At 58.1% G+C, this 21,897-nt stretch carries 17 protein-coding genes and 1 pseudogene; 7 read left to right on the forward strand and 11 right to left on the reverse strand.

Features of this window, described 5'->3' with window-relative positions; translation table 11 throughout:
* Positions 1-31: 31 nt before the first annotated feature.
* Positions 32-517, reverse strand: a pseudogene (locus GQR90_RS13450) (RNA pyrophosphohydrolase); the annotation flags it as partial.
* Positions 518-777: 260 nt separating this feature from the next.
* Between GQR90_RS13450 and GQR90_RS13455 the strand changes: the two are divergent.
* Positions 778-1,446, forward strand: coding sequence for an HAD family hydrolase (locus tag GQR90_RS13455; RefSeq protein WP_158774554.1), 669 nt, complete (start codon positions 778-780; stop codon positions 1,444-1,446).
* Positions 1,447-1,702: 256 nt separating this feature from the next.
* Complete coding sequence (locus tag GQR90_RS13460; RefSeq protein WP_158774555.1) at positions 1,703-3,094, forward strand: FAD-dependent oxidoreductase; 1,392 nt, start codon at positions 1,703-1,705, stop codon at positions 3,092-3,094.
* 112 nt (positions 3,095-3,206) lie between these two features.
* Here the strand turns inward: GQR90_RS13460 and rsd are convergent, their stop codons facing one another.
* From rsd to GQR90_RS13490, 6 genes are all read right to left on the reverse strand, one after another.
* Positions 3,207-3,704, reverse strand: a complete 498-nt coding sequence (gene rsd / locus GQR90_RS13465) for a sigma D regulator (protein WP_158774556.1) — start codon at positions 3,702-3,704, stop codon at positions 3,207-3,209.
* Positions 3,705-3,831: 127 nt separating this feature from the next.
* On the reverse strand, positions 3,832-4,389 hold the full coding sequence (locus tag GQR90_RS13470; RefSeq protein ID WP_158774557.1) for a disulfide bond formation protein B: 558 nt from the start codon (positions 4,387-4,389) through the stop codon (positions 3,832-3,834).
* A gap of 256 nt (positions 4,390-4,645) precedes the next feature.
* Positions 4,646-6,244 carry a glutamate--cysteine ligase gene (gene gshA, locus GQR90_RS13475; protein WP_158774558.1) on the reverse strand — a complete coding sequence of 533 codons (1,599 nt, stop codon included), beginning with the start codon at positions 6,242-6,244 and terminating at the stop codon, positions 4,646-4,648.
* A 164-nt stretch (positions 6,245-6,408) separates the two neighbouring features.
* The gene (locus tag GQR90_RS13480) at positions 6,409-8,832 is read right to left on the reverse strand and encodes a Tex family protein (RefSeq protein ID WP_158774559.1); all 2,424 of its coding nucleotides are present in this window, start codon (positions 8,830-8,832) and stop codon (positions 6,409-6,411) included.
* A 154-nt stretch (positions 8,833-8,986) separates the two neighbouring features.
* On the reverse strand, positions 8,987-9,484 hold the full coding sequence (gene msrB / locus GQR90_RS13485) for a peptide-methionine (R)-S-oxide reductase MsrB (RefSeq protein WP_158774560.1): 498 nt from the start codon (positions 9,482-9,484) through the stop codon (positions 8,987-8,989).
* Positions 9,485-9,717: 233 nt separating this feature from the next.
* Positions 9,718-10,479, reverse strand: coding sequence for an SDR family oxidoreductase (locus GQR90_RS13490; RefSeq protein WP_158774561.1), 762 nt, complete (start codon positions 10,477-10,479; stop codon positions 9,718-9,720).
* Between the two features lie 455 nt (positions 10,480-10,934).
* On the opposite strand from GQR90_RS13490, the gene GQR90_RS13495 reads away from it, so the two are divergent.
* From GQR90_RS13495 to GQR90_RS13515, 5 genes are all read left to right on the forward strand, one after another.
* A complete protein-coding gene (locus GQR90_RS13495; protein ID WP_158774562.1) occupies positions 10,935-11,495 on the forward strand; it encodes an FxsA family protein in 561 nt (186 codons plus the stop codon).
* A gap of 564 nt (positions 11,496-12,059) precedes the next feature.
* Positions 12,060-12,353: a co-chaperone GroES gene (locus GQR90_RS13500; protein WP_158774563.1), complete on the forward strand. Its 294-nt coding sequence runs from the start codon at positions 12,060-12,062 to the stop codon at positions 12,351-12,353.
* 56 nt (positions 12,354-12,409) lie between these two features.
* On the forward strand, positions 12,410-14,050 hold the full coding sequence (gene groL, locus GQR90_RS13505) for a chaperonin GroEL (protein ID WP_158774564.1): 1,641 nt from the start codon (positions 12,410-12,412) through the stop codon (positions 14,048-14,050).
* Between the two features lie 193 nt (positions 14,051-14,243).
* Positions 14,244-15,077 (forward strand): RNA methyltransferase, encoded by an 834-nt coding sequence (locus GQR90_RS13510; RefSeq protein ID WP_158774565.1) that lies wholly within the window; start codon positions 14,244-14,246, stop codon positions 15,075-15,077.
* Between the two features lie 274 nt (positions 15,078-15,351).
* Positions 15,352-15,555, forward strand: coding sequence for a hypothetical protein (locus GQR90_RS13515; RefSeq protein ID WP_158774566.1), 204 nt, complete (start codon positions 15,352-15,354; stop codon positions 15,553-15,555).
* A 206-nt stretch (positions 15,556-15,761) separates the two neighbouring features.
* On the opposite strand, the gene rpsA is transcribed toward GQR90_RS13515, so the two are convergent.
* The 4 genes from rpsA to pheA all read right to left on the reverse strand — a co-directional run bounded on the left by rpsA (position 15,762) and on the right by pheA (position 21,893).
* Positions 15,762-17,450: a 30S ribosomal protein S1 gene (gene rpsA, locus GQR90_RS13520; protein ID WP_158774567.1), complete on the reverse strand. Its 1,689-nt coding sequence runs from the start codon at positions 17,448-17,450 to the stop codon at positions 15,762-15,764.
* 305 nt (positions 17,451-17,755) lie between these two features.
* Positions 17,756-18,475 carry a (d)CMP kinase gene (gene cmk / locus GQR90_RS13525; protein ID WP_158774568.1) on the reverse strand — a complete coding sequence of 240 codons (720 nt, stop codon included), beginning with the start codon at positions 18,473-18,475 and terminating at the stop codon, positions 17,756-17,758.
* Complete coding sequence (locus GQR90_RS13530; protein ID WP_158774569.1) at positions 18,472-20,760, reverse strand: bifunctional prephenate dehydrogenase/3-phosphoshikimate 1-carboxyvinyltransferase; 2,289 nt, start codon at positions 20,758-20,760, stop codon at positions 18,472-18,474. The genes cmk and GQR90_RS13530 overlap by 4 nt, the downstream gene beginning before the upstream one ends.
* Before the next feature lie 11 nt (positions 20,761-20,771).
* The gene (gene pheA / locus GQR90_RS13535) at positions 20,772-21,893 is read right to left on the reverse strand and encodes a prephenate dehydratase (RefSeq protein ID WP_158774570.1); all 1,122 of its coding nucleotides are present in this window, start codon (positions 21,891-21,893) and stop codon (positions 20,772-20,774) included.
* Positions 21,894-21,897: the final 4 nt, after the last annotated feature.

A 21,897-nucleotide genomic window follows, 5' to 3' on the forward strand; every position in this document is an offset into this window, starting at 1 on the left:
CATCCTCAGCGGCCATGGGTATCATGCCATGCTCGGTATCTACCAGTCGCTGCAAACGAGGCGCCAGTTCACGCAGAGCCCGTCGATAGACCTCACGCTTGAAAGCCACCACCTGGCCCAGCGGATACCAGTAGCTGACCCAGCGCCAGCCATCGAATTCTGGCTTGGGCGTCGTATCTACACTTACGCGGCTATCCTGGCAGCGAATCTGTAGCAGGAACCACTTTTGCTTCTGACCAATACAGATCGGTCGGGAGTGCGTTCTAACCATGCGTCTGGGTAACCGGTAGCGCAGCCATCCTCGAGTGCAGGCCAGTATCTCGACATCTTCAGCTTTCAGGCCGATCTCTTCTTCGAGTTCGCGATACAACGCCTGTTGCGGTGTCTCGTTTGGCTTGATGCCCCCTTGAGGAAACTGCCACGCATTCTGTCCTACCCGGCGCGCCCAGAGCAGCTGGCCCTCACAGTTGGCAATGATGATGCCAACGTTGGGGCGAAAGCCGTCAGCGTCGATCACGGATGTCACCTTTGATTCGTTAATTGAAACCATTCTTCCACAAAGGCTGAAAGCGCTTCAATACACGGTTTGGCGGTGTGAAAGCCGGAGCACGTCTGCAATAATCGCATCTACCATCGTATTGCAGTGCAACACAGTCGCCGAAAAAACATCCTCGGCCTCCGTACACCCGCGTAAACACTGGGCTGGCACCATGCCTCACCCGATTGTCTACGTCTGTTGTCCGCCCTTGAAAGGTCGGACAGAGCAAGGAGTTTTCCGTGAGTCTGGCCATCTTTGATCTCGACAATACCCTGATCGCCGGGGACAGTGATCACGCCTGGGGCGAATTTCTGGTCGAACAGGGCGCTGTCGACGCCAAGATCTACCGTGAAGCCAACGAGCGCTATTTCGAGCTTTATCAAAGCGGCGAGCTGGATATTCACGAATATCTGGCCTTCTCTCTCAAGCCATTGGCCGAGAATAGTCCTGAACAGCTGGCTGCCTGGCACCAGCAATTCATGGCCGCCAAGATAGAGCCTATCATCTTGCCACGCGCCGAGGAGCTGCTGGCCCGTCATCGTGCTCGTGGTGACACGCTGTTGATCATCACTGCGACCAATCGCTTCATTACAGCCCCGATCGCCGAGCGACTGGGTGTGGATGAGCTGATCGCCATTGAGCCGGAAGTCATTGACGGCCGTTATACCGGCCGGGTCAGTGGTGTCCCCAGCTTCCAGGCTGGCAAGGTAACGCGCCTGGAAGAATGGCTGTCAGAGCGCGATCACACGCTTGATGGAAGCACCTTCTACAGCGACTCAATCAATGATCTTCCCCTGCTCGAGCGTGTCGATACTGCCATCGCAGTGGACCCGGATAAGCAACTACGGGCGGCCGCCGAGCGAAATGGCTGGCGAATCATCTCGCTTCGCGACGCGAAACAACCATAACTACCTGATTGTAGTAAAATTAATAGACCCATAAGGGATTGCAGATCCAGCTATAAGGTTTTCATGTGGCTACAAGCCTTCAGCATAAAGTCGACCTTATTTGCTAAATCATTTCACTGCAGATGTGTCTATAATGTTTATCCATCGAACCGTCGAGCCTGCCGGGGCACATGTTGCCCTGCCACGGCAGGACGGCCCCCGGTAGCCCGGTCGGGCATCGGGGGATGTCCCTCACCAACCTTGAGCGTGAGCAGCCATGTCCTCAACGACATACGATGTCCTGATTATAGGTGGCGGCGTGTCCGGCACCGCCCTTCTCTATGAACTCGCCCGCTATACCGACCTCAAGTCGATTGGCCTGGTGGAAAAGTACGACCACGTCGCGATCGTCAACTCGCACGGACGTAACAACTCCCAGACCATCCACTGCGGCGATATCGAGACCAACTACACGGTCGAGAAGGCGCGAGTGACCAAGCGCACTGCAGGTATGGTGGTCAATTTCTCCACTAAGCTCGCGGCCGAAAAGCGCGACCATATCATCTACAGATACCCGAAGATGGTACTGGCGGTGGGCGCCAAGGAATGCCAGTTCCTGCGCAAGCGTTTCGATACCTTCAAGGAGCTGTTCCCGAACCTCAAGCTGCTTGAGCGCGACGACATCGCCGTGCAGGAGCCGAAGGTGGTCGAAGGACGTCGTCCTGACGAGGAAATCGTCGCACTGGGGTCTACCGACGAATATACCGCCGTCAACTACACCACCTTGTCCGAGGCGTTCGTCAGTGAAGGCGAGAGGGCAGCAGCTGACAAGGGCATGAACTACGACGTACGCCTGTCTACCGCAGTGGAAGACATCCGCAAGGAAGGCGACGTCTACAAGGTCAAGACCGACAAGGGCGAGCTTAGCGCTCGTTACGTCGTTGTCAGCGCCGGTGGCCACTCTCTGTTGTTCGCGCACAAGATGGGCTACGGACTGGACAAGTCTTGCCTGCCGATGGCTGGCTCCTTCTACTTCACACCGAAGGTGCTGAACGGCAAGGTCTATACCATCCAGAACGAGAATCTACCGTTCGCTGCCGTCCATGGCGATCCGGACGTACTGGTAGAAGGCAAGACTCGCTTCGGACCGACCGCCCTGATGCTGCCGCTGCTTGAGCGCTACAACGGCAAGACCTTCTGGGAGTTCCTCAAGGTGCTGCGCCTGGACCGCAACGTCGTCAAGGCCCTCTGGGACCTGATGAAGGTGCGCGACATCCGCAACTACATCTTCAAGAACTTCATGTTTGAAGTGCCGATACTGCGTGAGCGTCTGTTCCACGGCGACATCAAGAAGATTGTCCCGAGTCTGGAAGTCAAGGATGTCAGCTTCGCCAAAGGCTTCGGTGGCGTTCGCCCGCAGCTGATCGACAAGAGCAAGCAGAAACTTGTCATGGGCGAGGCCAAGATCAACCCGGGTACTGGCATCGTCTTCAACATGACGCCGTCACCGGGTGGCACCAGCTGCCTGGGTAACGCGGAGAAGGACATGTTCCTCGCCCAGGAATTCCTGGGCTTCAATATCGACATGGAAGCCTTCGAGCGTGACCTGCTGACTGGCGAGATCGAACTGACTGAGCTTGAGCGTCCGGAAGCCTCCTCGCTGATGTAACGGTAGATTTGGTTCATCACGACGAGCGCCATAAAAAACCCCGCCAGCTTCTGCTGGCGGGGTTTTTTATGGCTGCAAGGGTGCGCAGTACGCATGAGGCTGCGCCCAGGCGTCAGGCCACTGGCTGCTGGCGCGTCTGGCATGCTGGCTCATGCACGGCATGCAGACGCTGAATCAGCTGATCTTCCAGGGAAAATCGCTCTGCCAGGCCTTCCTGAAGACGCGCCAGCCATTCTGGCAGACGAGTACGGTAGTGCTGACAACGCGTCGGACTGGAGAAATCCTCATCGAAGGACAGTACCAGTTCGGTCGAGGGCTCAAGTCGCAGCATCAGCTTGTCAGCCACTGCCAACGCACTCGTATCCTCAAACACGCGCCCTTCTTCCTTGAGCTGAGGATACACCTCGAAGTGTCCCGCCGAGATGTAATCCATCAATAGCTCAATGAAGCGATTGACGCGCGTCATGTCGAGCTGCTCGAGATCACTCACACAGGCTTCGTGCAAGTCCATGAAGCTGACTAGCATCTCGCGGCGCTGGTCCAACCAGCGATCTATCAGCTGATGAACGCCACGAAAGCGTTCCGCCGCAGTGGTGCATTCCTCCAGCATGGGCGCCTCCTTTGGCATAACCCGATCAGGATAGGTCTACCGGTCTCGGCCAGACCCGTTGCAAACCCACTATCCTCCATGCATTCGGCGCTGCCAACCCCCTACCTTGTTGTCAGAGGGTATGGCTTCAACGGCGAAAGCTGCTCCACAACATCGCCAGCGGTACCAGTGCCAGTACGCAGAAGCCCATCAATGACCACTCGGGAATCGAAAGTCCCAGCAACTGGCCACTGATCTGCGCACATTCTCCGGAGGCATTCAGTACCTGGGTAATCACATCCCAGACCGGCAGTACTTCCAGCATGTAGTTGAGCCCCGGGCCACAGCTTGGCACTTGATCCGGCGGGAGTGACTGCAGCCATACATGGCGGCCTGCCAGCACGATAGCCCCGATAGTCCCCGCGAGGGCACCTAGCGCGTAGATACGTGTACCGATACGCCCGGGACCATGCAATGCCCCCAGCAGGAAGAATACGCCAGCGACTGCCACTGCCACACGCTGGAAAATACACAGCGAACACGGCGCCATTCCAAAGGCAAACTGCAGGATGAAGGCTACGCCTAACAGAATCGCACAGCCGAGCGCCCCCAGCAGACACCACTGACGTCCGCTCCAGTGCGCGAGACATGATAGCCCGCCTTTACGTACTGCTTGCTGTCCTGAGTCATGTTCCGCCTGTGTCATAGGTTGTCCTTGCCTGCCTGGACTCCTGGGGAGTCGTGATGAAATAAAGAGATTACGAGACGACGCCATATGACTGCGCGACGGGCTCGGTGCCATGGATATTATCGTGCTGCATACACTACCGGCGCCTCCAGAAGAAGGCGCCGGTAGCAATGGATCAATGACCTGACAGCTGTTCAGACCACATCATGATCCTGGTGCGCTCATCATGCCTTGGCCTGATGACCTCAACATGAATCCGCGTTGCGCCCCAGACTCAGGAGGGATGCGCCGAATGAGCGGAGGCAAAGTACTCGGCCATGAAGGTATCAAAGTCCTGATGATCGCCCGCCTCGATATCCCCCTGCTGCTGCAGAGATGTCTCGACCAATTGATCCAACAGGTAGCCCCGTGCGCGCTCCATCGGCTCCGCCTTGAACTGTTCCGCCTGCCCCTTCGCCAGCGAAAGGACCTCATCGACGAAGTTACTGCCGTTATCAAGCATACTGGTCAGCAGGCGACCTGATGGCGTGCTTTCGGGCTGATCGAAACGAGGGGCAAGTGCGGCCAGTGCATCACGATGCTCATTGTTGGCCTTGCCACCACTATCCAGCAGACTTGCGACCTCACCCAACTCGTCCATCACGTTGGCCGCCAACTCGCGCAGTCTGCGCTCTTCACCCTTCACGTTTAGGGTCAGTTCAGGATCGCGCCCTGACTCGACGACACGGCGCTTGCTGTTATCGAGGTTTGCGCACTCTTCATCATCAATCCACGGACTGTCGGTCAATAGACACCAGACGAGGAAGGTATCGAGGAAGCGAATCTGGGTTTCGTCGATCCCCAATGGCAGGAACGGATTGAGATCCAGACAGCGCACCTCGATATATTCGACGCCACGTCCTTCAAGCGCCTGACTCGGTGTCTCGTTCTGCTTGGTGACTCGCTTGGGGCGGATATCCGAGTAGTACTCGTTCTCGATCTGCAGGATGCTGCTGGAGAGCTGTGACCAGCTGCCATCCGCCTGTTTTACTCCCAGTTTCTCGTAATCCTTCCACGGCGTGACGATGGCATGACGCAGTGTCCCAACGAAGTTGTCGAGAGAGTTGAAGCAGATCTTGAGCTGCGCCTGCACCTTGTTCTGATAACCAAGATCCGACATGCGCAAGCTGGTCGCGTAAGCCGAGACCAGGCTACGGTCCGCCTGACGCTTGAGACGATCATCGTTACCGCCCTCAAGGAAGCTCTCATCGATACCCGGCGAGGCACCAAACAGATACAGAAGAATCCAGCTGTGGCGACGGAAATTGCGAATCAGCTCGAAATAACGACGCGAACGGAAATCACGTGCATCTTCGCCCTCAGCCTCTTCAAGACGCTGTAGCAGTGCCCAGAAGTCATCCGGCAGTGAGAAATTGTAATGAATGCCGGCAATCGACTGCATGATGCGTCCGTAACGCACATCCAGGCCCTTGCGGTAGACATGCTTCATGGTACCGGTATTGGAGGTACCATAATCAGCGATCGGCACGCTGGCATTACCGTTCAGACGCGGCGGCATGCTCGCCGGCCATATCAGCTCATCACCCATATTGCGATAACTGAAGCGATGCAGGTCCGCCAGGAACTCCAGCGACTCCTTCGGGCGCGTAAACACCGGCGTGATGTACTCGAGCAATGACTCGGAATAATCCGTGGTGATATACGGATGAGTCAGCTTGGAGCCCAATGCTCGCGGATGTGGAGTCTGGCTGATGTGACCATCAGCATTGACCCGCAGGCCTTCCTTCTCGATACCACGGCGCAGACGCCCGAAGAGCCCTTGACGGGCCGGTGCCTTGAGTCGCGCAATGGCGGACGCGAGTTGCTCGGACAAGGTATTAACCCTTTCGCATGGGGAGAAGCCCAGCCTCTCCGGTCGAATTGGATGACCATGGCTGGCGGCGTGCGCTATATGCCATGCAAGACGCGAACGACTGTCATCGTTCGCGTCTGATCAGTATGCCCACATTATGGGCGCGTAAAAAATGCTTTCAAGGCTTATGATTTTGGCTTGCGAGCATTGAGCAGCGCGGCAGCCATTGCATTATTGGCGGGTGCTGCTCCGCCTCCTGCCTGATTACCACCTGGATTCCCACTACGATTCTGACTACCGGTCGTGGGGCGACCACGTCCACTGCTTGTGCTATCTCCTCCACGACGCCCTTCATTGCGAGCTTCTTTGCTGCCAGGGGTATCACTCATGCGCATACTCAACGCGATACGGGCGCGAGGAATATCGACTTCCATCACCTTGACGGTAACGATGTCGCCCGCCTTGACCACTTCACGTGGATCAGACACGAACTTCTCTGACAGCGCCGAAATATGTACCAGCCCATCCTGATGCACACCGATGTCGATAAAGGCACCGAAATGGGTAACGTTGGTCACAACACCCTCAAGCTTCATGCCCGGCTCAAGATCCTTGAGTTTCTCGACGCCATCCTTGAACTCGGCGAAGCGGAACTCAGGACGCGGATCACGCCCGGGCTTGTCCAGCTCCCGCAGGATATCGGTGACTGTCGGCAAGCCGAAATTTTCGTCGATGAATTCGGCAGGCTTCACGGTACGCAGGAAGGAGCTGTCGCCCAGCAGACTGGGCAGATCACGACCATGAATCTTGGCGATACGCTCGACCAGCGAATAGGCTTCGGGGTGAACGGCGCTGGCATCGAGAGGATTGTCTCCAGCGGCAATGCGCAGGAAGCCAGCACACTGCTCAAAGGTTCGCGGCCCGAGGCGGCTTACCTTCAGCAACTCCTTGCGTGAGCCAAAGCGGCCATTGGCATCACGGTGTGCGACGATATTCTCGGCAAGCGTCGTATTAAGGCCCGCCACACGAGATAGCAATGCACTGGACGCCATGTTGAGGTCAACACCGACGCCGTTGACGCAATCCTCGACGACTGCCTCCAGGCTACGTCCCAGCTGTACCTGGCTGACATCATGCTGATACTGACCGACCCCGATGGACTTGGGCTCGATCTTGACCAGTTCACCTAGCGGGTCCTGCAGACGACGTGCAATGGAGACGGCCCCTCGAATGGTGACATCAAGGTCCGGAAATTCGCGCGCAGCATATTCTGATGCCGAGTAGATGGAGGCGCCCGCCTCATTGACGATCACCTTCTGCAAACGGCGCCCGGTCAGGCGCGTCAGTACATCTGCCGCCAGCTTGTCGGTCTCACGAGAGGCGGTACCGTTGCCGATCGCGAGTAGCTCGACGTCATGGCGCTCGACCAGACGCACCAATTCAGCCACTGAAGCATCCCAACGATTATGCGGCGGGTGGGGGTAGATGGTGGCCTGATCCACATACTTGCCGGTGGCATCCACTACCGCGATCTTGACACCGGTACGCAGGCCAGGGTCCAGGCCCATTGTTGCCTTGGGCCCCGCAGGCGCAGCGAGCAGCAAGTCCTTGAGGTTATCGGCGAATACCTGAATGGCCTCCAGCTCAGCACGTTCACGCAGGCGACCGACCAACTCGCTTTCCAGATGGGTGTACAGCTTGACGCGCCATGTCCAGCGCACCACTTCCTTCAGCCAGCGATCTGCCGCACGACCGAGATCTTCGATCTTGAAGTGATGTGCAATGGCACCTTCCATCGGATGGCGTGGCAACTCGTCTTCATCCGGCAGTTTGAGCGCCAGGCTCAAGATGCCCTCATTGCGCCCGCGCAGCATGGCCAGTGCACGGTGTGACGGCGCCTTGTGCAGTGGCTCATCATGCTCAAAGTAATCAGAGAACTTGGCGCCCTCCTGCTCCTTGCCCTTCATCACGCGTGCGCTGAGGATACCGTCGTCCCACAGTCGCTGACGAAGACGCCCCACGAGCGCAGCATCTTCGGCGAAGCGTTCCATCAGGATCTGCTTGGCGCCATCCAGTGCTGCCTTGGTATCAGCAACCTCCTTGGCTGCATCAACATAGCTGGCCGCGTACACTTCCGGGTCAAGCGTCGGATCTGACAACAAGGTATCCGCCAACGGCTCGAGCCCTGCTTCACGGGCGATCTGAGCTTTGGTACGACGCTTCTTGCGATAAGGCAGATAGAGATCTTCCAGCCGCTGCTTGCTATCAGCTGCCAGGATATCGCGCTCCAGCACCGCATCCAGCTTGTTCTGCTCAGCAATGGACTCCAATACCACCTGGCGGCGGTCTTCCAGCTCACGCAGATAGCGCAGCCGCTCTTCCAGAAGACGCATCTGGGTATCATCAAGCCCGCCAGTGGCTTCTTTACGGTAGCGCGAGATGAACGGCACGGTGGCACCGCCATCCAGCAGCTCGACAGTGGCACTGATCTGTTCTTCACGTACGCCAAGCTCGCCGGCCAGCGCTTGCTGGATACGACGGGCAGTGGTGGCAGGTGAAAGCGTCGGTGCAGGGCGGGAGTTAGTGGCGTCAGTAACGGTAGCGTCCATGAAACATCGGTCCCTTCACGGCAGAATTCATGCGGCAAAATGCAGACGGCCCGATCATCGAATCGACCGGGCCGTCTGCATCACGATGCCGTCACGTTACCACAAAGCACCGATATTGCTTTAGCTACGCACACAGCGGGAGATTGGCAATGGATCAGGCCGGTACGAAGCGCAGTGCGACGCCATTATTGCACCAGCGCAGCCCCGTCGGTTTCGGACCATCTTCAAAGACGTGTCCCTGATGACCACCACAGCGCGCGCAGTGATACTCGGTACGCGGCCAGACCAGTCCGTAATCGGTCTTGCTCAACAGATGGCCATCGATGTGCGTGAAGAAGCTTGGCCAACCAGTGCCTGATTCGAACTTGGCCGTCGAGGCAAACAGAGGCAGATCACAGCCTGCGCAATGATAGCTACCATCACGATGCTCCTTGTTGAGTGCACTGGAGCCTGAACGCTCGGTACCCTCTTCTCGCAGTACCCGATACTGCTCGACACTCAAGCGCGAACGCCACTCTTCGTCACTCAGTGACAGCTCGGTGATATCGGCCGAGCGCTCGAGCTCAGGTTCAGGGCGTGCGGCTGCCAATTTCGGCAGCGCCAGCATCGCTCCACCACCCAGTAACAGCCCCATGAATTGACGACGTTGCATGACGAGACTCCTTGTGCGAAATGAACCGTGATACTCACCATACGCATTACAGTACTTTCCGGATGCATGCCCGACTTCACCGCCCATCAGGCGCACTCATCTCAGCCGATGAAACGTGGAGATGAACCGCAACCGAAAGCCAAAAAGCCTCCACGACCATGGAGGGTCGTGGAGGCTTTCAGATACCGGACTACCGATTCAGGTACCACGTGGCGCAGCCAGAATCGCGACAATCAGATACGCAGACCGCCATCACACTCGATCACACGGCCGGTGAAGTAGTCATTATCGAAGATGAACGCCACGCTGCTTGCAATATCTTCCGGACGCCCCAGGTCACGCATGGGAATGCCGCTCTTGATCTTGTCGAGCATCTCCGGCTTCATGCCTGCCGTCATCTCGGTGGCGATGAAGCCCGGCGCCACGGTACCAACACGGATCTTGTAGCGCGCCAGCTCCTTGGCCCAGGTCACGCTCATGGCTGCAACACCTGCCTTGGAGGCAGTGTAGTTGCTCTGCCCCATGTTACCGGCACGCGAAATGCTGGAGATATTGACGATCACACCCGGCTGACCAGCCTCGATCATCTGACTGGCGGCCTCACGGGTACACAGGAAGACCCCCGTCAGATTGACATCAATGACCTGCTGCCAGCTGGACAGCGACATTGTCTTTTCCACTACGCCGTCACGTGCCTTGATCAGCAGACCATCACGCGTGATACCGGCATTATTGACCAGCCCGCTCACTGGCCCCAAAGACCCCTTGATCGCCGAGAAAGCTGCCGTCACCGAGTCTTCATCCGCCACGTTGGCCACGAATCCCTGCGCCTTGACACCGGTAGCCGCCAGGCTCGCGACGGCATCATCCAGTCCACCCTGCTCGATATCCAGCAGCGCCAGCACAGCCCCCTTCTTGCCCAGGTGTCGCGCCATGGCCAGACCCAAGCCACGTGCTCCGCCTGTAATCGCAATGACTTTGTCGTTAAGCTCCATTTCACCTCTCCCCTGATTAGCTATCGACATGTCCAGTGTGACTGTCGAAGGTGATCGTCGCATGCCGTGCGATGATCACATTGAGTGTCGATTGTCCCGAAATCACGAACGTGATCAATTTCTCCAATAACGACATGGTGCAGTGCAACAGGTTGCCGCGTGTCGTGCCTCAACGCTTGAAAAGCTGACCAACGCAGAGACTCACTTTTCTCAACGCTGCGTCCTTGGCAGTCCATTGGCACGCGCGCGTCACTCCATGCCGAGAGTGACGTCAAGACATTCATGGTGCACTGCAACATAGCATGGCACCCCACACCTTACTGCGCCAGCGTAGACCGCGCTGAGCGTAGCTTTATCAGGCCAGTAACCGCATTCTCCGACTGTTCCCCGCTCGGCGGCTGGTTTACCCTTAGGGGATTGGCATGTACTGCCGCTTACGTGATCCGGGAGACATAATGCCCATACTGCTAGTGATTACCCTGTTCGGGTTGCTGGACTTCATCGTGTTGTTCAGCCTCGGCAGCCAGATTGGACTATTGCCCACGCTGGCAATGATACTGATTACCGGTGCCATCGGTTTACACCTGATCAAGCGTGAAGGACGTGCCACCTTGATGCGTGCGCAGGAACGCCTGCAACGCGGAGAAATGCCGTCTGGTGAGCTGATGGAGGGTGCAGCTCTCATCTTTGGCGGCGCGTTATTGATGGCGCCAGGCTTTCTGTCCGATGCACTCGGGCTGCTCTGCCTGTTGCCCGCCTCGCGAAGCCTGCTGACACGCAGTGTGAGCGGCAATGGCACGCTGGCGCGTTTCTTCAAAAAACGCTTCAATACATCGCATCCGTCGCAAAAGACGCATGCTGGCAGCTGGGGGGCAACAGAACACGACACTGACCGCAGTACGTCCCATACCGAACGTGACAGCCAGCACACCAGCGACCAGCAAGGTCAAAACCGTCAGAACGATGACCAGCCACTGGAAGGCGATTACATCAGCCGTGACGAACCCCGTCTCTGATCCAGCACTGCGGCGCATGGCCCATGGTATCTGCACGCCTGTGAAATGATGCCAATGGTCCAATATCCATCCTGCTCTACGCCCTGCTTTATCAAGCAAGCAGGCAAGCGAGTGACAGCAGTACGCCTTCTGCCCATATCTTCTGCCATCAACACAGCGTTAACCTGTGCGGATAGCTTGAGGTGTAGCGGAGAATGCAGCGGTGAGAAGTACGAGCGGCAGTTCACTCTTGCACCAATGGACATTCTCGGCACCCCACATCTTCATGATGTGGCAGCTGTGCTCGGATACACTCAAGCCCTCGATTCATCATGGTGATCCACCTGATATTGTGTCGCCTTTCAGGTGAATAGCTTTTGTGCGACGCAAAAAAACTTCGAGTTTGTGTTTTTTTTATGATCGCCTACTTGAAAGCTGCCATCTCGCCACCATAAATGCGAAGCAATGGATAACAGCCAAGCCTTGGCGGCGTGGCTGAACACTCGGTAGGCAACCCCATTGAACGTCAGATTGGCCGGCAAAGACCGACAGCTGACGGGATTTACCATCAGGAGAACGTGAGCAATGAACATCCGTCCCTTGCACGATCGCGTCGTGGTCCGTCGCGTGGAAGAAGAAAAGAAAACTGCAGGTGGCATCGTTCTGCCCGGCAGCGCCCAGGAAAAGCCGACCCGTGGCGAGATTCTCGCTGCCGGTAACGGTCGCATCCTCGAAAACGGTGAAGTTCGTCCGCTAGACGTCAAAGTCGGCGACATCGTGATCTTCAAGGATGGCTACGGCGTCGAGAAGCAGAAAATCGACGGCGAAGAGGTGCTGATCATGAGCGAGAGCGACATCCTCGCCGTGGTGGAAGGCTGATTTCCGGCGTTTCCGGTTCAAACGCTTCGACTTACTGATTAAAGGTAGAGATAACAATGGCTGCAAAAGACGTTCGTTTCTCCGATGATGCTCGCAAGCGCATGGCGCGTGGCGTCAATGTCTTGGCTGATGCCGTCAAGACCACCCTCGGCCCGAAGGGTCGTAACGTGGTTCTGGAAAAATCCTTCGGTTCACCGACCGTGACCAAGGATGGCGTGTCTGTCGCCAAGGAAATCGAGCTGAAAGATCGCTTCGAGAACATGGGCGCCCAGATGGTCAAGGAAGTAGCTTCCAAGACTTCTGACGTTGCGGGTGACGGTACTACCACTGCAACAGTGCTGGCTCAGTCCATTGTCAACGAAGGCCTGAAAGGCGTGATCGCGGGCATGAACCCGATGGATCTCAAGCGCGGCATCGACAAGGCTGTCATCGAAGCCGTCAAAGCCGTGCGTGCACTGGCTGTGCCGTGCACCGACACCAAGGCCATTGCTCAGGTCGGCACCATCTCCGCCAACGGCGATGCGCGTATCGGCGAGATCATCGCTGAAGCGATGGAGAAAGTCGGCAAGGAAGGCGTCATCACCGTTGATGAAGGCCGTGGCTTTGAAGACGAGCTGGAAGTGGTCGAAGGCATGCAGTTCGATCGTGGCTACCTGTCTCCGTACTTCGTCACCAATCAGGACACCATGACGGTCGAGCTCGAAGACCCGTACATCCTGCTGGTTGACAAGAAAATCTCCAACATCCGCGAGCTGCTGCCGGTGCTGGAAGGCGTTGCCAAGTCTGGCAAGCCGCTGGCAATCGTCGCTGAAGACATCGAAGGCGAAGCGCTGGCGACTCTGGTCGTCAACACCATGCGCGGTATCGTCAAGGTCGCGGCCGTCAAGGCGCCGGGCTTCGGTGATCGTCGCAAGGCCATGCTGCAGGACATCGCTGTCCTGACTGGCGGCACCGTAATTTCCGAAGAAGTCGGCCTCACCCTCGAGCAGGCCAATCTGGATCATCTGGGCACCGCCAAGCGCGTAACCATGTCCAAGGAAAACACCACCATCATCGATGGCGCCGGCAACGAAGGCGATATCGAGGCACGTGTTTCCCAGATCCGTGCTCAGATCGAGGACACCTCCTCTGATTATGACCGCGAGAAGCTGCAGGAACGTGTCGCCAAGCTGGCCGGCGGCGTTGCTGTCATCCGTGTCGGTGCTGCTACCGAAGTCGAGATGAAAGAGAAGAAAGCCCGTGTCGAAGATGCGCTGCACTCCACTCGTGCCGCTGTCGAAGAAGGCGTCGTGCCTGGTGGCGGTACCGCACTCGTGCGTATCTTGAACCAACTCGTCGACCTCAAAGGCGACAACGAAGACCAGACTCACGGTATTGCCATCGCGCTGCGCGCCATGGAAGCACCGCTGCGTCAGATCGTCGCCAATGCGGGTGAAGAAGCCTCTGTCGTGCTCAACAACGTCAAGGCTGGCGAAGGTAACTACGGTTACAACGCTGCGACTGGTGAATACGGCGACATGTTCGCCATGGGCGTATTGGACCCGGCCAAGGTGACACGTACTGCACTGCAGTCTGCGGCCTCCATCGGTGGCCTGATGATCACCACCGAATGCATGATCGCTGAAGATCCGGAAGACAAGTCTTCTGGTGGCGGCGGCGACATGGGTGGCATGGGTGGCATGGGCGGCATGATGTAAGCCAGCCCTACCCCACGACCCATCTGTCGTGAACGAACCGCTCCTGCACAGCAGGGGCGGTTTTTTTGTGCCTGTCATCCTCACCTCATGCCACCTGACGCATTCCTCGCGCCGCGCTACACTAGCTACCTTTTTTCCAGCACCGCACCCTATGGTCACTGTCGACCGATCACTGCTCGCCCAGGATTTCCTCATGACTGACACCCCCGCCTCTCCGCAGGCCACCACCACTCTCGACAACCTGCGTGTCGTACTGGTACAGACCTTCCACCCGGGCAATATCGGCGCCACTGCACGTGCCATCCTGACCATGGGCATCAAGGACCTGGTACTTGTCAATCCCCGCTGCTTTCCCGATGAGGAAGCCACGCGCATGGCAAGCGGCGCGTCTGCACTGCTGGAGAATGCACGCGTCGTTGAAAGTCTCGAAGAGGCAGTCAGTGACTGCCAGCTAGTCATCGGCGCCAGTGCGCGCCTGAGGAGTTTGCCACTGCCTCACTTCGACGAGCCTCGCGAGATGGCCGCGCGTGCCATCGACACGGCGCGCGACGGGAAAGTGGCCCTGGTATTTGGTCGTGAACGCTTCGGCCTCACCAATGACGAGATCGCCTGCTGCACGCATCAGGTATCGATTCCCGCAAACCCCGATTACGGCATCCTGAATGTCTCTCAGGCCGTACAGGTGCTTGCTCACGAGTGCCACAGTGCGTGGCGCGCAGGAAATACTCAGGAGCAGGCCACGCCACGTCGTGAAGATGACCAGCTACCCACACGCGAGCAGCTAGGCCACTTTCATGAGCACCTCGGCAGCGCACTGCGTGGTTCCGGCTTCCTCAATCAACCGCACTCCCAGACAGAAGAGCGCTTGCGTACGCTGTTTGCCCGCGCCGAGCCCACGCGTCGAGAACTATCCATCCTGCGTGGCATGCTGGCCAATCTGGAGCGCCAGACCGCGGCGGCTGAAGCCAACAAGGCAGATGGCAACGCGGCGGATAGCCACAAGAGCCACACAGAAAAGAACGACTGAGCAGAAGCGTCTAGATAACATGTGAGGCATGAATCCGGCGCGATGCTGTCAGCGCAATGTCATCTTCCTGACATGGGTCAGGGCACAGTCTCGAGACTCCGCTATTCTTGTTCAGCACTCACCTGGTTTACACCAACCCGGTTGCATCAACTTCTAGTTGCAGTGACAGGCAAAGGCTCCCGAGACATGAAAGCAATGACAGAATGCTTAGGGAAAAAAGAGAAGAGCCAACCCTGAACCTACGCGTGTTCAATAGACTCACGGAGCGCCTCACATGACTCAGATAGCCGAAAACGCCAGCCATAAGACCGAGCACCTCACCCAGGAAATCCATCAGCTCGAGGGACGTCTGCACCAGACAGACCCTCGTCAGGATCCGACGTTATATCGCAGTCTGTATTGCAAGATATCTCTGCGCCAGATGCAGCTGCTGGCGAACACCAGCCAGCAGACTGGTCAACACCACCACGCTGGCTAGGAAATGCACGCGTGTATGTGTTGGACTCTATCGAGTTGCCATAAAAAAACCGCCACCCCTAAGGGTGGCGGTTTTTTTCGTACCATCACAATGAATCATCACGACGATGGATACGTATTCGGAGACAGAGGAACCACCATCATGCGATCGCTGATCCTCTGTAGATCCGAACAGCACCTCTCACCAGGAGAGGTGCTGTTCAGGGATCACTCCTGACCTTGGCCTAGCTGCTGCTTGATCAGGTCACCGATGGTCGTCGGGCCGTTGCTCTCGACTTCCTGGGTACGCGGCTTGGCAGCCTGGCTACGCGGTGCTGCTTCAACCTGGTCCTTGGACTTGACGGACAGGTTGATCAGGCGGCTCTTGCGATCCACACCGACAATCTTGGCTTCGACAGCATCGCCGACGCTCAGGACGTTGCGTGCGTCTTCGACACGATCAGCGCTGATTTCAGAAGCCTTCAGGATAGCGATGACGTCAGTCGCCAGCTCTACCTGAACTTCCTTGGCATCGATGTCGACAACACGACCGGACACGATAGCGCCCTTGTCGTTGACGGCCAGGTACTCAGAGACCGGATCGCTCTCGAGCTGCTTGACGCCCAGAGAGATGCGCTCACGTTCCGGATCGATGGACAGGATGACCGCTTCAGCTTCTTCGCCCTTCTTGTAACGACGCACGGCTTCTTCGCCAGCTTCGTTCCAGGAAATGTCGGAGAGGTGAACCAGGCCGTCGATGCCGCCTTCCAGACCGATGAAGATACCGAAGTCAGTGATTGACTTGATGGTACCGGAGACACGGTCGCCCTTGTTGTGCTTGCCGCTGAAGTCTTCCCACGGGTTGGTGGTGCACTGCTTGATACCCAGGGAGATACGACGACGCTCTTCGTCGATATCCAGAATCATCACTTCCACGTCATCGCCGACATTGACGACTTTGGACGGGTGGATGTTCTTGTTGGTCCAATCCATTTCGGAGACGTGAACCAGACCTTCGACGCCCTCTTCCAGCTCGGCGAAGCAGCCGTAGTCGGTGAGGTTGGTGACGCGTGCGTTGATCTTGGCACCTTCCGGATAGCGCGCCTTGATGTTGACCCACGGATCTTCGCCCAGCTGCTTGAGACCCAGAGACACACGGTTGCGCTCGCGGTCGAACTTCAGCACCTTGACATTGATCTCGTCGCCGACAGCAACGATCTCGGACGGATGCTTGATGCGCTTCCATGCCATGTCGGTGATGTGCAGCAGGCCGTCAACGCCGCCGAGGTCGACGAAGGCGCCGTAGTCGGTCAGGTTCTTGACGATACCCTGAATCTGCTGACCTTCCTGCAGAGTGGCCAGGAGGGCTTCACGCTCAGCGCTGTTCTCGGCTTCGAGGACGGCACGACGAGACACGACAACGTTGTTGCGCTTGGCGTCGAGCTTGATGACCTTGAAGTCCAGTTCCTTGTTCTCGAGGTGGGCAGTGTCGCGCACAGGGCGGACATCGACCAGAGAACCCGGCAGGAAGGCACGGATGGTGTTGATATCGACGGTAAAGCCACCTTTGACCTTGCCGTTGATCACGCCTTTGACGATCTCGTCTTTCTCGAAGGCTGCTTCCAGCTCTTTCCACGCTTCGGCACGCTTGGCCTTCTCGCGGGACAGGCGGGTCTCACCGAAGCCATCTTCGACGGCTTCCAGTGCGACCATGACTTCGTCGCCGATGCTGATGGACAGCTCGCCGTTTTCGTCACGGAACTGCTCAGACGGAATCTGACCTTCAGATTTCAGACCGGCATTGACAGTGATCCAGTCGCCATCGATGTCCACGATGGTAGCGGACACAATTGCGCCCGGCTCCATGTTGATGTCCTGGAGTGACTGTTCAAATAACTCAGCAAAGCTCTCGCTCATGGTATTCCTACAATGATCAACGTTTGGGGCGGCTTGCACCGCAGTCTCCGTACCACCAGCAAGTACGGGCCATATCTACATATCCCCGGGGGTGTTAGCGCTGGTTCGAGATACACCGGCTTTCAGCCTGCCGCCAATGCACCCCATGACACCTTGCCGGGGGATTGATGATGCTGATGCACCATCTAGGTTCCACTATGTTCATTTCGTTCGCTTGAGGCGAGCGAGGCCCGCCACTGCCTGGGCCAGAAAGGCTTTCACGCAGCAGCAGACCTTCAATCTGTTGTTCTGACAGCCCTACAAGTTCAGCGTGCTGCTACCAGGCCGTATTCGACCAGTAGCTGCTGTATACGTGCGACTACCTGATTGATATCGAGATCCGTCGTATCAAGGATCACGCCATCAGTAGCAGGCTTTAGCGGAGCAATCGCTCGGCCCATGTCACGCGCATCTCGCGTCTGTATTTCTGTCAAAAGGCTCGAAATATTAGCATCGACACCCGCTTCCTGCAACTGGATGTGACGTCTACGCGCCCGTTCCTCGGCAGAAGCCGTCAGGAAAATCTTGAGCGGCGCTTCAGTGAATACCACTGTGCCCATGTCGCGACCATCTGCTACCAGCCCAGGCTCACGGGCAAAAGCGCGCTGACGTGCTAACAGTGCGGCACGCACGCGTGGCTGGCCTGCAATGATCGAAGCATTGTTACCGACCGTCTCAAGGCGAATATCCCGCGTGACATTCTCGCCTTCAAGAATCACCCGTGTGGTTTCACCTTCTGCATTGAATTGCACATCGAGGTGCTCAGCGATGGTCGCCACGGCATCCTCGTCGTCCAACGCCACGCCGTGACGCTCAGCGGCCAGGGCTGTCAGTCGATACAGCGCGCCAGAATCCAGCAAGTGCCAACCGAGGCTTGCAGCGACAAGACGACTGATGGTGCCCTTGCCTGCCCCGCCCGGGCCGTCGAGAGTCAAGACCGGCGCGTTGCAGATCTGGCTGTGATGAGGTGTCGCTTCACCGCTCATGAAGCCTCCTCACCGGGCGCGACGGCACCGAGACTCTCGACCTGCATCCCCACTTCAGTCGCTAACGCCACGAAGTTCGGGAAGGAGGTAGCCACGTTGGCACAATCGTCGATCAGAATCTCACCCTGGGCACGCAGCGCAGCGACACTGAAGGCCATCGCGATGCGATGATCACCGTGACTGTCGACAAGACCGCCACCGTAAGCGCCGCCACGGATATCGATACCATCGGCAACGACTTCGTGCACGATGCCCAGCTGTGCCAGGCCGTCTGCCATGACCTGAATGCGATCGGATTCCTTGACGCGAAGTTCCTCGGCGCCACGCAGACGTGTCATACCCTCGGCATTCGCCGCCGCAATGAACAGCGCCGGGAATTCGTCGATGGCCAGCGGCACCTGATCTTCCGGGATGTCGATGCCCTTGAGCGGCGCATAGCGAATATGCAGGTCTGCCACTGGCTCGCCGCCAACTTCCCGCTCATTGGAGACGAGCAGGTTCGCGCCCATCGCCTTGAGGATGTTGATCACGCCGATGCGCGTCGGATTGATGCCAACGTGCTCCAGCACCAGATCAGATCCCGGGGTGATCGCCGCCGCGACAAGGAAGAAGGTCGCGGAGGAAATGTCAGCCGGTACGTCGATAGGGCAGGCACTGAGGCTACCACCGCCAGTCAGCCACGCCTCGGCACCTTCACGCTCGACCTTGTAACCAAAGCCATTGAGCATGCGTTCGGTGTGGTCGCGCGTCGGGGCAGGTTCGATGGCACGTGTCTCACCTTCGGCGTAGAGACCGGCCAACAACAGGCAGGACTTGACCTGTGCAGAGGCCATCGGCATCTCATAACGGATGCCCTTGAGCGGCTGGCTGCCGTGGATACGCAGCGGCGGACGGCCATTCTCGGCGGTATCGATCACTGCGCCCATTTCGCGCAGCGGATTGGCGACGCGGTCCATCGGACGCTTGGTCAGCGAGGCATCGCCCGTCAGCTCACTGTCAAAGGCCTGGCCGGCCAACAGCCCCGCGAACAAACGCATCGCCGTGCCGGAGTTACCCACATACAACGGGCCCGGCGGTTGCTTGAGGCCATTGAGGCCAACGCCGTGGATGGTCACGCGACCCTGATGCGGACCCTCGATGACGACACCCATGTCGCGGAAGGCTTGCAACGTCGCCAGACTGTCTTCGCCCTCGAGGAAACCTTCGACTTCCGTCACGCCAGTGGCCAGTGCGCCAAGCATGATGGAGCGATGCGACATTGATTTGTCACCCGGCACGCGAATGCGCCCCTGGACCTGCCCGCCGGGCAGCGCACGGTACCGCACGTTCTGCTGTTCCATGGTCTGATAGCTCGTCTGTGTCAAAAGGGTATTGAAGTAGTGTCGGGCATGGCTGGCGCGGGTAAAGATCCCCAGCATCGCCTCGCCATCACCCGTAGCCACGGCCGCACGTACGCGTGCCACCCCAGCCTCAAATTCGTCCAGCGCCTCAAGCACCGCATCACGGTTGGCCAGATAGACATCACGCCACATCAGCGGATCACTCCCCGCGATGCGCGTGAAGTCACGAAAGCCACCGGCAGCGTAGCGGAAGATCTCCAGTCGTTCATCCTGACGCGCCAGGCTGTCGACCAACGAGAAGGCCAGCAGGTGCGGCAGATGACTGGTACGCGCCAGTACTTCGTCATGACGCGTCACGCTCATTTCCAGCAACTCGGCACCACAGGCTGCCCACAGGGCAGAGACACGCGCTATCGCCTGTGGGTCACTGTCCGGTTCAGGCGTCAAAATCACCTTGTGGTCACGATAGAGCTCAGGATTGGCGGCTGCCACCCCACTCTTCTCGGAGCCGGCAATCGGATGCCCCAAAATCAGCCAGGGAGGCATGCGATCAAATACGTCGATCGCGGCATCGCGGATCGCGCCCTTGGTACTGCCGACATCGGTCACGACAGCGTCATCATCAAGCAGTGGGGCCAACTCTGCCATGACCCCCTGCATCGCCATCACCGGCACGCAAAGCACCACGAGAGAGGCACCCGGTACCAGTGCCGCCAGACGCGTACTGCCACCATCGATCAGCTTCATGCGCTGGCCGAGGCAGATCTCATTGGAATCACGATCGCAGGCCAGTATCTCGCCACGATGCCCTGCCGCACGCAATGCTGCTGCGAGCGACCCGCCGATCAAGCCGAGGCCGACCAGCAGGATGCGTCGCTCGCTGGCAAGCAACGCGGGCTCGGCGACTGAAGCAGCCTCACCCAGCCGTTGGTCTTCTTGTCTCATCAAGGCCTGGCTCACAATACACCGACGGGATAAGAGCCCAGTATCTTGACGTCCGCCGCACACCGGCGCAGCGACTCAAGCGTCTCGCTGATGAGCGGATCATCGCGATGGCCGCGGAAATCGATGAAGAAGACATAGTTCCAAGCGCCCGAACGGGACGGACGTGTCTCGACACGTGTCAGATCGATCTGATTCTTGTGGAACGGTGCCAGCAGGTCGTGCAGTGCGCCCGGCTGATTGCGCATCGCCACCACGATGGAGGTCTTGTCGTCACCGGAAGCCGGTACCGAGCTGTCACCGATGATCAGGAAGCGCGTGGAGTTGTCCGGGCTGTCCTCGATCTTCTCCTCGACCTTTTCAAGCTCATAGAGCTTGGCGGCCATGTCGCCAGCAATCGCCGCGCTGTGCCACTCGGTGCGTACCTGACGTGCCGCCTCGGCATTCGAAGACACTGCGATACGCTCGGCATGCGGGAAGTGGGCATCCAGCCACTTGCGGCACTGAGCCAGCGACTGGGCATGAGAATAGATACGCGAGATCTTCTCGCGACGCGTGTTCGGCCCGACCAGCAGATGGTGGTGAATGCGCAGCACGACCTCACCGGAGATCTTGAGCTGCGAGCCCATGAACGAATCCAGTGTGTGATTGATGACGCCTTCGGTGGAGTTCTCCACCGGTACCACGCCGTACTGCACCGCGCCGGCTTCTACTTCACGGAACACCTCATCGATGGCTGCCATCGGCTTGGTGACGGCGCTATCACCGAAGTGCTTGAGCGCCGCCTGCTGGGTGAAGGTCCCTTCCGGGCCGAGATACGCCAGACGAATCGGCTGCTCCAACGCCAGGCAGGCTGACATGATCTCGCGGAACAGGCGCGCCATCTCCTCACCCTTCAGCGGGCCGGGGTTGTTGGCCATGATACGGCGCAACACCTGGGCTTCACGCTCCGGACGATAGAACTGTACCTGTCCATCCTCACCGACATCACCAGCCGCCAGCTTGACCTCAGCGACCTGCTGCGCACAGCTGGCTCGCTCACTGATCAGGCTCAACAGCTCACTGTCGATGGCATCGATACGCTGACGCAGATCGCCCAACGTGATCTGACCGGCATTTCCCCTGGAATCCGACATCTGC

The sequence above is a fragment of the Cobetia sp. L2A1 genome, from assembly GCF_009796845.1.
In the GTDB taxonomy this organism is placed as follows: Bacteria; Pseudomonadota; Gammaproteobacteria; order Pseudomonadales; family Halomonadaceae; genus Cobetia.

What these genes read in the sequence shown, in the direction of transcription:
- GQR90_RS13460 (WP_158774555.1), top strand. Translation starts at nt 1,703, where the DNA reads ATGTCCTCAACGACATACGATGTCCTGATTATAGGTGGCGGCGTGTCC.
- rsd (WP_158774556.1), bottom strand. Translation starts at nt 3,704, where the DNA reads ATGCTGGAGGAATGCACCACTGCGGCGGAACGCTTTCGTGGCGTTCAT.
- GQR90_RS13470 (WP_158774557.1), bottom strand. Translation starts at nt 4,389, where the DNA reads ATGACACAGGCGGAACATGACTCAGGACAGCAAGCAGTACGTAAAGGC.
- GQR90_RS13480 (WP_158774559.1), bottom strand. Translation starts at nt 8,832, where the DNA reads ATGGACGCTACCGTTACTGACGCCACTAACTCCCGCCCTGCACCGACG.
- msrB (WP_158774560.1), bottom strand. Translation starts at nt 9,484, where the DNA reads ATGCAACGTCGTCAATTCATGGGGCTGTTACTGGGTGGTGGAGCGATG.
- GQR90_RS13490 (WP_158774561.1), bottom strand. Translation starts at nt 10,479, where the DNA reads ATGGAGCTTAACGACAAAGTCATTGCGATTACAGGCGGAGCACGTGGC.
- GQR90_RS13495 (WP_158774562.1), top strand. Translation starts at nt 10,935, where the DNA reads ATGCCCATACTGCTAGTGATTACCCTGTTCGGGTTGCTGGACTTCATC.
- GQR90_RS13500 (WP_158774563.1), top strand. Translation starts at nt 12,060, where the DNA reads ATGAACATCCGTCCCTTGCACGATCGCGTCGTGGTCCGTCGCGTGGAA.
- groL (WP_158774564.1), top strand. Translation starts at nt 12,410, where the DNA reads ATGGCTGCAAAAGACGTTCGTTTCTCCGATGATGCTCGCAAGCGCATG.
- GQR90_RS13510 (WP_158774565.1), top strand. Translation starts at nt 14,244, where the DNA reads ATGACTGACACCCCCGCCTCTCCGCAGGCCACCACCACTCTCGACAAC.
- GQR90_RS13515 (WP_158774566.1), top strand. Translation starts at nt 15,352, where the DNA reads ATGACTCAGATAGCCGAAAACGCCAGCCATAAGACCGAGCACCTCACC.
- rpsA (WP_158774567.1), bottom strand. Translation starts at nt 17,450, where the DNA reads ATGAGCGAGAGCTTTGCTGAGTTATTTGAACAGTCACTCCAGGACATC.
- cmk (WP_158774568.1), bottom strand. Translation starts at nt 18,475, where the DNA reads ATGAGCGGTGAAGCGACACCTCATCACAGCCAGATCTGCAACGCGCCG.
- GQR90_RS13530 (WP_158774569.1), bottom strand. Translation starts at nt 20,760, where the DNA reads ATGAGACAAGAAGACCAACGGCTGGGTGAGGCTGCTTCAGTCGCCGAG.
- pheA (WP_158774570.1), bottom strand. Translation starts at nt 21,893, where the DNA reads ATGTCGGATTCCAGGGGAAATGCCGGTCAGATCACGTTGGGCGATCTG.